Below are 12067 nucleotides of genomic sequence, written 5' to 3'. Positions count from 1 at the left end.
GACAGGCTTATGATGAGGCACCAGGTGCGCTGACGAAGCCAGCCTATCGCTGTGCCGTTCCCTTCATCGGCACCACGGTGACCTTGGTGCCGTAGCTATGAAGCGCTTCCAGATGTTCGGGCCTGATGCCGTCATCGGTGATCAATTCGTCGATGGCGGATAGCTCGCAGAAGGTCGAGAATGAAGGCGCCGAGAATTTCGAACTGTCGACCACCACGATGGTGCGCCGGGAGGACTGGATCATCTTGCGCTTGAGCGAAGCGACCTCGAGGGCGGCATCGGTGAGGACATTGCCGCTTACGGCATAGGCGCCGGTGACGCAGACATCGGCATGCACGGTGTTGAAAAAGCTCTCGCCCGGCTCGCCCCAGAGCGAGCGCCAGCCGCCCGGCCGGATGGTGCCGCCGGGCATGATCACGCGCCAGCTCGGCACGTCGGAACTCACCTGGGCAATCTCCAGGCTATTGGTGACGACGGTGAGGGAAAGGTCGCGCAGGGCGGCGGCCCGCACTACCTCCATCACGGTGGAACTGGCTTCGAAGATCACGCTCTCGCGGTTGTTGATGCGCAAGGCCGCTTCGACGCCGATGGCGATCTTCTGGGCGCGCTGCATATGCGCATTGATCTGCGATTCACGTTCGAAGGTCGCCTGCAGCGGCGGCACGAGCAGGGCGCCGCCGTGGGTGCGTTCGAGATAGCCGCCTTCCATCAGATGTTCGAGGTCGCGGCGAATGGTCGACTGCGAACCGCCGATCGAGTCGGCCAGTTCCTGGATGGAGGCGGCCCCATTGATGCGCAGATGCTCCAAGATGAGCGCCCGCCTTTTGGCGGGGATGATCTCGACGCGTTTGGTGGGGGCTTCCATATAAAGCGGACTCCTTGGGGCGGACTGACCATCGAAAGGACCGCGACAGGTACGGGCCGCCTCGACGCAGTCAGACGATAGTGCCCAGACTTACGCACAATCTTGCAGATTCTGCCATTAAAGTGCGCTCTTTCCCAGATGGACAAAAGGCGGATCACAGCGACCCGCCTTGCCTGGAGCAAGGTCTGTTCATGACTGAACGCCTGTTTGCCCGAGCTCCATGTTTTCAGCCAGTCCAATGGATTGGCTAGAGCAGCCTTGCTCCAGCCAAAGGGCTGGGACCGTTTCGGTCAGGCGACCTTCTTCAGGGCCGCCGGCTTGAGCACATCCTCGGTGATCGCCAGATCATCGTCCAGGCTGCGCTTGGCCTTGAGGCCATTCTTGGCAAGTTCGCCATGATAGGCCTTGACCGCCTCGTCCGGAGCGACGGTGCCGTCGGCGACCTGACGCATCAGCCCCAGTAGCGCGAGCGGATCCTCAGCTAGGTTGATCTTGCGGCCGAATAGAGCGACACGACCGCCATATTTTTCGGCTTGGTGCAGCAGCTCGAAGGTGTCGCGGGTGGTGCCGGCGCCGCCGCCGAGCACGCCGACCACCAGATCGGGATCGAAGCTCGCCAATTCCTCCAGCGCCTTGGGACCGTTATAGACGATCTTGAGGAATTGCGGCCGGTCCGCCTTGGTCACGCCGGCCAGGCAGCGCAGGATGCTGTCATTGATGTATTCGCCGATCTGGGCCCGATCGAGGCCGCAATCGACATTCGGATTGAAGACTTCGAAGAAGTACTTGAAATTGTTGTCGGCGGCCTCTTCGCGGAAAGCAGCGAAGGCATCGAGCGCCTCGTAATCGTGATCGATGTCGTTGAGGAAGGTCACCGAATAAAGGCCGAGATCGGTGCCGATCACGGGTGCACCGATCGCAGGCTCGTTGGTGCCGTACATGACGCGCGAAAGGTTGGCGGTCCGGAAATGGCGGGAGGGATGCTTGGTATAGGCCTGGTGACGCACGCCACCCCAGCAATCGGTGGTGTCATTGGCGCGAATGGAGGGTTTCACCGCCGAATTGCGGAAGACGCCGCGCTCGTGCAGCAGTTCGAGATTGGAGGCCGACACCAGCATGATGTCGACGATATCCTGTTCGACGATGGTCTGGATCTGATCGAGAAATTCGGCGCGCGTGCGTACACGGCCCTGGCCGCCATCATCGCTGCGGGCAAAGCCGGTCGCGGCAAGGCCAGAGCCCATGTCGCCATCCTTGGCATCGGCGATGATGAAATCGGATCGCTTGTAATTGCCCGCTCGGATATTGCGCAGTTTCTGGTCGAGACGGGTTTGGGGATAGGCCATCGCATAGGCTCCTTGGACTGGCGATGAATGCCGCCGCTTCCTCGCTGCGGCGAGTCGCATTCATTTCAATGACACTCATATACGATCAAAATCTTTCAAACCAGTGCAAAGTTTTCCTTTTGCTGGAATTGTCGCCACACCCGGCATGGACTGGAAACCTTGCGGATCGCGATGCAAATTTGCATGGATGAGATGTGTTGTTCGCTCCCGCATTGCGGGGCTAAGGCACCTGCCGATCGCGCCGGGTTGAAGGAGGGATGCCGTGCTGCCGAGTTTCGAAACGCAGCGCCTGCTGGTCCGGCCGCGTACCATGGTCGACTTCGAGGCCTGTCTCGTCATGGATCGCGATGTGGAAGTCACGAAGCATATTCCTGGCCCGTGGCACGATCCGGAGCAGCACGAAGCCTTCGTCAGGCGGCGCATGCAGGCCGATTACGGGCCGGGACTGGGCTATGGGACTGTTGTCGAAAAGCATCAGCCCAATCGCTTCCTGGGCTGGATCCTGCTCATTCCGGCGGACGGCATCGGGCCCGAGATCGAGATCGGCTGGCGGCTGGTGCGGGAGGCCTGGGGCAGGGGATATGCGACCGAGGCGGCGATGCCGGTGATTCGACACGCCTTTACCACGCTGAAGGCTGACAGGATCATGGCAGAGATCGCTCCCCGCAATACCGCTTCGCTGCGCGTCGCGCAGAAGCTGGGCCTGAGCGACGCCGGCGTGCGCGATGATCAAGGTGCGATCTGGAGACGCTACCAGATGACGCAAAGCGATTTCGCCTCGCTCGAAGAGACCGGGCGTTGAGGCATTCCGCTTCCGGACGCAGAACCCAGGCGAGGACATGCAGCGGCGTGCCGCTGGGTTGGCCGCTGCATGTGAGCAAAGGACTTAGCCGTTGGTCGTAGCGGGCGCTGCCGACAGGGCCTCCTGCAGCTTCTGCTCCTGTTCCGGCGACAGCGAGGTCTTGATCACCCGCCCCTTGAGGCCGCTGAATTCGGCAAGAACCTTCTCGGGCTGGACCTTGCGGACCAACACGAACAGGGCCGATGAATTGTTGGGAATGGTCTGGCCGAGCGACTTGATGAAGTCGTCGTCGATGCCGTAATCAGCCAAGGAGCCGGAGAGGGCGCCGACGCCCGCGCCGACGGCGCCGCCGATGGCGAAGCCGGCCAGCGGATTGAGGAAGAGCAGGCCGACAAGCCCGCCCCACAGCGCCCCGGAGAGCAGGCCCGAACTTGCGCCGATGCCGGTCAGGTTGATGCTCTGCTTGAGATGAACCTTGCCCTCGGCATTGCGGGTGACCACCACCGCATCTTCGAGATCGACCAGATATTCCTTCTTGAGCGCGTCCAGCTTGAGCAGAACCTTGTCTGCCTCATCGATGGAATCAAAGCCGACGACAATAAGATCGGACATCAAGAGCTCCTGTGTTCACCTGTCATGGCGCGCATTGCGCCATGAAGGAGGTTTATCCCGCAAGCCTATTGAATCCATGTGACCATTGTCGGGCACGGATCGGGCATTCTCCTCGGCGCACGAGGACACCCATTTGAATGTCCTTCCGAGTTGGGTTTCACGGCGATGCCGCGTCGATGGCATAATTGCCGGCGAATTCCTGCGTAGGAGGGATGGGCTTGATCACGTCGATCAGTACGCCATTGGGATCGGCCGTGATGAAATGGCGCTGCCCGAATGCCTCGTCGCGCAATTCGAGCAGGATCGGTAAACCTGCCTGCTTGAGCCTTGCATATTCGGCATCGACGTCGGTGACTTCGAAATTGAGCAGAAGGCCGCCGACCTGCCCGCCGCGCCCCTGTTCGGGAATGGTATGGTGATCGCTGTCGAGCACGGCGAGATTGATGGTCTCGTCGGCCGCCGATTGCAAATGCACATACCAGTCGGTCTCGAACAGGATCCGGAAGCCCAGATGCTCGACATAGAAGGCCGCGGTGGCGGCCACCTGCCTTGTCATGATCACGGGATAATAGCTGGTGATCTTCATGGACATTCCTGCGTCTCCCTTTTAAACATACAGTCTGAATGTTTTTCAGTAACATACAGGCTGTATGTATGCAAGAAGATAGCCGACGCTCCAATCAAGATCGGACGCTGAGAACCCGGGCGGCCTTGATCGCGGCTGCACGGCGCCTGTTCGTGTCCAAGGGCTATGCCGATACGGGAACGCCCGAATTGGTAGCGGAAGCGGGGGTGACCCGTGGTGCGCTCTATCATCATTTCGCCGACAAGCAGGCGCTGTTCCGGGCTGTCGTCGAGGCAGAGAATGCCGCGCTGGCCGACGAGATCGAGCGGGCGGCACCGGAAGAACCCGGCGCGATGGAGGCACTGATCGCCGGCGGCGAGGCTTTTCTGGTCGCCATGTCCGAACCCGGACGTACCCGGCTCTTGCTGATCGAGGCGCCGGCCGTGCTGGGCCGTGAGACGGTGGATGCCATCGATGCCGCCCATGGCGGACGCACGTTGCGCGAAGGCGTCGCCGCCGCTATCGCAAGGGGGCGGTTGCGGCCTGTGCCCGTCGAAGAGGCGGCGCTGCTCCTGTCGGCTGTCTATGACAGGGCGGCGCTGTCCATTGCAGCGGGGGCGAATGGGGAAGAATGGCGGACGCTCATCCGGGCCGTGCTCGACGGCCTTCGTCCTGCGGCCAGATGAGGATCCGATGGCGCAATCCGATCACCAATCCGATGATGCCTCGCTGACGCTCCCCGCCGCGTTGCGCCGGATGGGGCTGCTCGGGCAGAAAGAGACGGCGCGCTTTACAGCGTTGACGGGCGGGGTTTCCTCCGACATCCACCTGGTCGAAACCTCGAACCGGCGCTTTTGCGTCAAGCGGGCGCTGGCTCGCCTCAAGGTGGCAGCCGTCTGGGAGGCGCCGACGAACCGCAATGCGGCGGAGGCGGCCTGGATCCGCCAGGTCGGCCGTTGGTTGCCCGACGGCGTACCCACTTTGCTTGGCGAGGACGAGCAACTTGGCCTGTTTGCCATGGCCTTTTTGTCCCCCGAGCTTAATCCGGTCTGGAAGGCGCAGTTGCTGGACCAGCAGATCGATACGGCATTTGTGGGCCGCGTCGGCGCCGATCTCGGCCTCATTCATGCCGCCAGCGCGCAGGAAGCCGGGCTTGCGGTGCGCTTTGCCAATGACGCGACCTTCGGGCCGATCCGCATCGAGCCCTATCTCATCGCCACAGCCCGCGCCCATCCCGATCTGTCGGCCAAGATTAAGGCCGTCGCCGCCCGCACGCTCGCCACCAGGAAGGCTCTGATCCATGGCGATGTCAGCCCGAAGAACATCCTGTGCGGGCAGACGGGCCCCGTTTTCCTCGATGCCGAATGTGCTTGCTTTGGCGATCCGGCTTTCGATCTCGCCTTCTGCCTCAATCATCTCATGTTGAAGGGGGCTCGGCAGGGCGTGCCCCGCGCGGCCTATCGTGATGCCTTCGAGGCTTTGGTCAACGCTTATTTCGCCAGGATCGACTGGGAGGACCGCGCCGCTTTCGAGGCCAGGGCCGCCGCCCTACTGCCTGTGCTGTTTCTGGCGCGCGTGGATGGCAAGTCGCCCGTCGAATATCTGACGTTGGAGGAGGAACGGAAAGCCGTGCGCCGCTTCGCCAGGCCTCTGATCGCCGATCCCGTTGAAGACCTGATCGCCATCGCCAATGCCTGGACCCGCCAATGATCGATATAGCCATCCGTAGACTTGCTGCCCGCCGTATCTGGGACTCCCGTGGTCGCCCCACCGTCGAAGCCGAAGTCGAGCTCAGCGACGGCACGATCGCGCGGGGGATCGCGCCGGCCGGTGCGTCCCGCGGCAGCCGCGAGGCGCTCGAGCGCCGCGATGGCGGCGAAAAGCTGGGGGGCCTCGATGTCCAAGGGGCAATTGCCAGCGTGCGCGGAGAGATCGCGCCGCTACTGATCGGCCGCGACCCGTTCGACCAGGCGGGGTTGGACGAGGCGCTGATCGCGCTGGACGGCACGCCGACCAAGCAAAGACTCGGCGGCAATGCCACCGTCGCCGTCTCGCTCGCTGTGCTGCACGCCGCCGCCGCCAGCCGAGGCTTGCCGCTATGGCGATATCTGGCAGGGGAGGAGGCGGTCACGCTTCCCCTGCCGGAAATCCAGATCTTCGGCGGAGGGGCCCATGCCGGCCGCCGCACCGACATCCAGGATTTCATGGTGATGGCGCCGAAGGCGGCGAGCTTCGCCGAGGCGCTCGAAACCACGGCCGAGGTCTATCTTGCGGCCGGCAGGATCATGGCCGAGCGCGGCCTGCTGCAGGGCGTCGCGGATGAAGGAGGCTGGTGGCCGGCCTTCAGCTCCAATGAAGAGGCGCTTGATACCCTGGTCCTGGCCATCGAGCGCGCCGGTTTCACGCCGGGCGACGAGGTGGTGATCTCGCTCGATGTCGCCGCCTCCGAATTTGGCCGCGGCGGGCGCTATCGGCTCGGCCTGGAAGGGCGCGAGCTCGATCGGGACGGCATGGCGGATTATCTCCTCGGCTGGTGTGAGCGCTATCCCATTCTTTCGATCGAAGATCCCTTTGCCGAGGATGATGCCGAGGGGCTCGCACGCTTTACCGCGGCCGTGGGTCATCGCATTCAGGTGATCGGCGATGATTTCCTGGTTACCAATGCCGGGTTGGTCGAAGAGGCGGTGAGGAACCAAACCGTCAATGCCGTGCTGGTGAAGGTCAACCAGGCCGGCACGGTCAGCGAGGCGAGGGCTGCCTGCGAGGCGGGACGGCGTGCCGGTTTTGGCACGATCGTATCGGCACGCTCCGGCGAGACCGAGGATGTCGCCATCGTACACCTCGCCATTGGCTGGCACGCCGGCCAGCTCAAGGTCGGATCCTTCGCTCGCTCCGAACGCATGGCGAAATGGAACGAAGCCCTGCGCATCGAGGAGGCCCTGGGACCCAAGGCACGCTTTGCGGGTATCGAAGCCTTACCCTTCAACCGCCGGCAGGGCGCCGCCTGAGAGACTGCGCCAAGGTGTCTTGTCGGTCCGGTTTGACAGGGAGCTGAAAAGGCTGCTTGCCCGCTGGGGTGATGGGGCGCCGGGGCCGCAAGCAAAAAAAGCCGGAGGAGGGAGCGCCTGTCTTCCTCCTCCGGCTGGCATTTACTTGCATGACGTTAAGTTTTCGCAATCGAAATCTGCGCTTGAATGCTAAAGTTAAGCATCTCCTGGCAAATAAGGCGTCTGCAGCTCCATAACTTCATCACAAGCTTGCGCCATCCCGTAACAAAGCTGGCTACACTCGGCAATACAAAAAAGTGCCATGCACGGGGCCGTCATCGGATAAATCGATTAATTGCTTGAATGGTCGAAAATTGTCTGACATGAACTCCGGCGATATGTGGAAATCCTAAGACAATTCGTGATATTTGAGGCCTGGTCACATCCTCGAATCCCGTCATTGGCTTCTGAGAATAGAACCAGAGTATGACTGGACTGATACCAGAGAGGTACCAAAGCGGTGCCGTTTGGCTGCAGCAATACTCGGTAGCCCCTGTTTGCAGGCCGTGTCATTCGGACATCCTGAGGGCCGGGGAACGTGAACGATCTGAGAGCCCGCAGCCGGATCGAACGCGAGCTCAAGGTTGTGGCGGCGTGTGCATGGCCCTATCACAGCGCCGATACGCAGGAACGATGCGGAGTGGCGATGACGGCCAAGATCCTGGTGAGCGCCTGTCTCCTAGGGCGACCGGTACGCTATGACGGGGCGGCGAAGACGCTGGATCATCCGGCCCTCGCGCGCTGGCGCGACGAAGGACGCCTCGTCGTCGTCTGCCCCGAGCTTGCTGGAGGGTTCAGCGTGCCCCGGCCGCCGGCCGAGATCGCCGAGGGGCTGTCGGGCCGCGATGTCCTGGCGGGCACCGCGCGCGTGGTCGACCGTAACGGCGCCGATGTGACCGCGCTCTATCTCGATGGGGCGCGGAGCGCTCTGGCCTTGGCGCGGGCGGAGGGCTGTCGCTTCGCGCTCTTGATCGACGGTAGCCCGTCCTGCGGCAGTGCCTATATTTACGACGGCGCGTTCGCCGGGCGAAAACATGCCGGTGCCGGCGTCACGGCCGCACTCCTGCGGGCGGAAGGCCTGGAAGTTTTCACCCCGTCGGAAATCGCTGCTCTCGAGGCCAAGCTGGAAAGCGTCGACGCAGGCTGAAGGAGGGGCCGCCCGCATCAGGCCAGATCTTTCTCCATATAGACCCTGCGCAAGCCCTTTTCCTCGACGCGATGGGTTTCGACATAGCCGCTACGGGCGTAGAGCGCGATATTCTCCGTCATCGCCTCATTGGTGTAGAGCCTGATCCGCCGATAGGCCGCTTCGCGGGCGAGGTTTTCGGCAGCCTGGAGCAGGCGGCGGCCCAATCCTCGGCCCTGCGCTGCGGGAGCGACGGCGATATTGTCCAGAAGCATCACATCCTCTTGGGGGATCAGGACGAGGATGCCCAGGACATTGCCGTCGAGAGGGCTCACGCGCACACGCCCTGCGCGCACCAGCGCGGCATAATCATCGAGCATCGGTCCGGGCTTGCGACCGATGCGTGCGATATAGGGCGCGTATGCCGCCTCGACGATATGTTCGATGGCCGGAAGGTCGGCGGTGGTGGCCAGGCGCAGGGCTTGGACCATGATGTCCTCCTGAAGAACGGCGGGCGACATCCCCGCTCTCTCCGGTCGCCGGCCGGAGAGAGCGGCCGTCGTCAGGTTTGCACACGCTCCAAGAGGGCGCGCCGGATGGCAATCTCCACGGGTGAATAGTCGCCGTCCTCGCGCTGCAGCCGGAAAGGCTCCTTCGGCATCAGGGGAGGTTGGGCCAGAAAGCGCGGCGCCGAGCCCCGATGTTTCTGGGCAGCGTGTACCAGGAACGGATGGCAGAGATAGACCGTGCCGGCCTCACCCGTGGCCAGCGTCTGCTGCCGCCGGGCGCCCATCTGTTCCAGATCCATGTGCGAGCGGCCGGCCTCGCCTGCCGGTGCGAGATAACGAGCCATGTCCAGATGCGAGCCGACACGGATGCGGGTCGGTGCATCCTCGGGCCCGATATCGGAGAACAGGAACAGCATGAGCAGAGCCCGCCCGCGCGAGGTGATGTTCACGCGCCAGGCCGAGAAGTCGGTGCGCTCATTGGGATCGCAGTCCTCGCCTGGAAAGGAGAGGTCGACATGCCAGCCAGCGTCACCCGGATCGTCCGGATGGGGAAAGCGCACCGGGAAACTGCCGAGCCCGTCGCGCGGATACCAGCGCCCGCTGCCGACGAGCTGGTCGAAGGCGGATCTGAGGACGGGCGTATTGGCTGCCTCCTGGAACGGGCCGCCGCCATAGCCGCCGAGCCGGATCACGGGGCTCGTCCAGGTGGCGGGATCGTCGGGATCGCAGGGGATGTCCCGCCATAGGATGGCGCGGACCTGGTCTGCCAGTTCGCGGGAAAAGGCCCCGTCGATCCGGACGAAGCCGTCTTCGATGAATCGTTCGATCTGCGCAGCATCGAGCGCGCATCCTTCCGGGTGTTTGGGCATGACAATCTCAATCATCGCGCCGTTCTGCCGACAGGGGCGAACGACGACAGCCGTGTGGTTCACGGCGACAGGTCCAGCGGAGCGGACCGGCGTCCAGTCTTCGGTCAGCCGCTAGCCGACGAGGAAGAAGACGGTGGCGACGTTGAATGTTTGCGTCATCATGGCCGCTCCAGCATAGGCATGCACGTGCGTGGGTCAACCACATCGCCGCTGTTTCTTCATACCAATCAGTGGCGCGGGCGTCCGAGCTGTTCTAAGCAGGGGCGGGCTCGACGCCCCAATCCATGCCGTATCGAGGAGACTTCAGATGACGTCCGCCGCTTCCGCTTCTGCCACGCCGAAATGGGTGACGTTATCAAGCCACCGAGCCTGGCTCTTGCAGCAGGCGGATACGCTGTTCTCCGTATTCGAACAGAACAGTCTCAATCCCCTCGGTGGCTTTTACGACCTCGACATGGCCTGCAAGCCGTTCGCGCCGGGACAGCCGCCCGGCAGCCGGCCGACTCGCCAGATCCATGCGACCACGCGCATGGTGCATTGCTTTGCCATCGCCCATCTGATGGGGCGCCCCGGCGCTGACGTGATGATCGATCACGGCATGGACTTCATCTGGAACGGCCATCGCGACAAGGACAAGGGCGGCTATTTCTGGGGCGTCGGCTATGAAGGGCCGACCGATGATACCAAGCAGGCCTATGGCCATGCCTTCGTGCTGCTCGCAGCCTCCAGCGCCAAGGTCGCCGGACACCCCGACGCCGACCGGCTGCTGGCAGACATCTCCACCATACTGGATGAGCATTTCTGGGAGGCAGGCCCCGGCGCCACCGCGGAGGAGTTCACGCGGGACTGGCAGCCCTTCGACAATTATCGCGGCCAGAACTCGAACATGCACCTGACCGAAGCCCTGATGGCAGCCTTCGAGGCAACCGGCGACAACACCTATCTCAACAAGGCCGAGCGCATCGCCGACCTGATCGTGCGGCGCCACGCCGCCGAGAATGGCTGGCATCTGCCCGAGCATTTCAGCCAGGATTGGCAACTCAACAAGGACTATTCCGGCAGCCCGGTCTTCCGTCCCTACGGCACCACGCCAGGGCACTGGCTGGAATGGGCCCGCCTTTTGCTGCAGCTCTGGGAACTGGGCGGGCGCAAGCTGACCTGGCTGCCCGATGCCGCCACCAACCTGTTCCGGCAGGCCGTCAAGGACGGCTGGGATCACGAGAAGGGCGGCTTCTACTATACGCTCGACTGGACCGGCGCGGCGCGCATTCGCGATCGCTATTGGTGGCCCTGCTGCGAGGGTATCGGCGCGGCGGCTTTCCTCAACGCCACTGATGGCGACGGTTTCTACGAAGAATGGTACCGTACTATCTGGAACTTCAGCGCCGCCCGCTTCATCGATAAGGTAAATGGTGGCTGGTTCCCCCAGCTCGGCGACGACCTCAAGCCCAACACCGGACCATTCTACGGCAAGGTCGACATCTACCACGCTCTCCAGGCCTGCCTCATTCCGCTGCTGCCTACCACAGGCAGCATCACGCGCGGGCTGATCACCGAGGGGGTGAAGATCTAGGGCGCCGCGCCGCTCGTTTCCTCACCTCACTCGCTGTCGGACTGGTTCGCCGGATGTGCCTTGACGAAGGCGGGATGTCCTTCGGCCTCGGCCTCGACGCGGCGGATGCGAGGATAGGCGTCGAGCGGCACGCCGAAGCGGCGGGCGGCGTAGAGCTGCGGGATGAGATAGACGTCGGCCAGCCCCGGTGTTTCGCCGAAGCAATAGGGGCCGTCGCCGATCAACGCCTCGACTGCCTTCAGCCCCGAGCCGGCCCAGGTCGCGATCCAGGCGTCGACCTCCGGCTCGGCCTGGCCGAGCGTCCGGCGCAGATAGGTCAGCGGGCCGAGATTGTGCAAAGGCTGGATGTCGCAGCCAATGATGGCGGCGACGGCGCGCACCTTGGCTCTCCGCGTGGGGTCGGAAGGCAGCAGTGGCGGTACCGGATAGGTTTCTTCGAGATATTCGATGATGGCAGGGGATTGGGTCAAAGCATTGCCGTCATCGAGCACCAGCGTGGGCACGCGCTCCTGCGGATTGAGAGCCCGATAGGCCTCGCCATGCTGTTCGCCGCCATTGCGCACGAGATGAATGAAGGCCTGTTCCGTTTCCAGGCCCTTGAGGGCAAGGGCGATCCGGACCCGATAGGACGAGGTGGAACGCCAATAGGTGTAGAGTTTCATGGTCGCGTTGCCTTCCTGTCATGGCGATGCGCAGAGCCAATACGCAAGAAATCCGGTGTGCCAATCTCCTCAGTTCCATCACGTGATGAAG

Annotated in this window: 13 protein-coding genes; 6 read left to right on the top strand and 7 right to left on the bottom strand. The window is 63.1% G+C overall.

Features of this window, described 5'->3' with window-relative positions:
• Positions 1–43: 43 nt before the first annotated feature.
• On the bottom strand, positions 44–865 hold the full coding sequence (locus AB4037_RS19090; protein WP_434955935.1) for a DeoR/GlpR family DNA-binding transcription regulator: 822 nt from the start codon (positions 863–865) through the stop codon (positions 44–46).
• A gap of 290 nt (positions 866–1155) precedes the next feature.
• Positions 1156–2211 carry a hypothetical protein gene (locus tag AB4037_RS19085; RefSeq protein WP_434955936.1) on the bottom strand — a complete coding sequence of 352 codons (1056 nt, stop codon included), beginning with the start codon at positions 2209–2211 and terminating at the stop codon, positions 1156–1158.
• Positions 2212–2473: 262 nt separating this feature from the next.
• On the opposite strand from AB4037_RS19085, the gene AB4037_RS19080 reads away from it, so the two are divergent.
• Complete coding sequence (locus AB4037_RS19080; RefSeq protein WP_441772573.1) at positions 2474–3013, top strand: GNAT family N-acetyltransferase; 540 nt, start codon at positions 2474–2476, stop codon at positions 3011–3013.
• Between the two features lie 84 nt (positions 3014–3097).
• Here the strand turns inward: AB4037_RS19080 and AB4037_RS19075 are convergent, their stop codons facing one another.
• A complete protein-coding gene (locus tag AB4037_RS19075) occupies positions 3098–3625 on the bottom strand; it encodes a DUF1269 domain-containing protein (RefSeq protein WP_434955938.1) in 528 nt (175 codons plus the stop codon).
• Positions 3626–3782: 157 nt separating this feature from the next.
• Positions 3783–4211 carry a VOC family protein gene (locus AB4037_RS19070; RefSeq protein ID WP_434959620.1) on the bottom strand — a complete coding sequence of 143 codons (429 nt, stop codon included), beginning with the start codon at positions 4209–4211 and terminating at the stop codon, positions 3783–3785.
• Between the two features lie 68 nt (positions 4212–4279).
• On the opposite strand from AB4037_RS19070, the gene AB4037_RS19065 reads away from it, so the two are divergent.
• From AB4037_RS19065 to AB4037_RS19050, 4 genes are all read left to right on the top strand, one after another.
• Entirely contained in the window at positions 4280–4876 is a 597-nt protein-coding gene (locus tag AB4037_RS19065) for a TetR/AcrR family transcriptional regulator (protein ID WP_434955939.1), read from the top strand.
• 7 nt (positions 4877–4883) lie between these two features.
• The gene (locus tag AB4037_RS19060; RefSeq protein WP_434955940.1) at positions 4884–5900 is read left to right on the top strand and encodes a phosphotransferase family protein; all 1017 of its coding nucleotides are present in this window, start codon (positions 4884–4886) and stop codon (positions 5898–5900) included.
• Positions 5897–7198 carry a phosphopyruvate hydratase gene (gene eno / locus AB4037_RS19055; protein ID WP_441772572.1) on the top strand — a complete coding sequence of 434 codons (1302 nt, stop codon included), beginning with the start codon at positions 5897–5899 and terminating at the stop codon, positions 7196–7198. The genes AB4037_RS19060 and eno overlap by 4 nt, the downstream gene beginning before the upstream one ends.
• Positions 7199–7883: 685 nt before the next feature.
• A complete protein-coding gene (locus AB4037_RS19050) occupies positions 7884–8384 on the top strand; it encodes a DUF523 domain-containing protein (RefSeq protein ID WP_441772649.1) in 501 nt (166 codons plus the stop codon).
• A gap of 17 nt (positions 8385–8401) precedes the next feature.
• Here AB4037_RS19050 and AB4037_RS19045 read toward each other — a convergent pair whose 3' ends face one another.
• Positions 8402–8854 carry a GNAT family N-acetyltransferase gene (locus tag AB4037_RS19045; protein WP_441772571.1) on the bottom strand — a complete coding sequence of 151 codons (453 nt, stop codon included), beginning with the start codon at positions 8852–8854 and terminating at the stop codon, positions 8402–8404.
• Positions 8855–8925: 71 nt separating this feature from the next.
• The gene (locus tag AB4037_RS19040; protein WP_441772570.1) at positions 8926–9741 is read right to left on the bottom strand and encodes a phytanoyl-CoA dioxygenase family protein; all 816 of its coding nucleotides are present in this window, start codon (positions 9739–9741) and stop codon (positions 8926–8928) included.
• Positions 9742–10048: 307 nt separating this feature from the next.
• Between AB4037_RS19040 and AB4037_RS19035 the strand changes: the two genes are divergently transcribed.
• Positions 10049–11314: an AGE family epimerase/isomerase gene (locus tag AB4037_RS19035; RefSeq protein WP_441772569.1), complete on the top strand. Its 1266-nt coding sequence runs from the start codon at positions 10049–10051 to the stop codon at positions 11312–11314.
• A gap of 26 nt (positions 11315–11340) precedes the next feature.
• On the opposite strand, the gene maiA is transcribed toward AB4037_RS19035, so the two are convergent.
• Entirely contained in the window at positions 11341–11976 is a 636-nt protein-coding gene (gene maiA, locus AB4037_RS19030; RefSeq protein ID WP_441772568.1) for a maleylacetoacetate isomerase, read from the bottom strand.
• Positions 11977–12067 lie beyond the last annotated feature (91 nt).

The sequence above is a fragment of the Labrys sp. KB_33_2 genome, from assembly GCF_052114505.1.
Classification (GTDB): domain Bacteria; phylum Pseudomonadota; class Alphaproteobacteria; order Rhizobiales; family Labraceae; genus Labrys.
The sequence above is the reverse complement of the archived record's forward strand: the minus strand, read 5'-3'. Positions and strand labels throughout refer to the sequence as shown.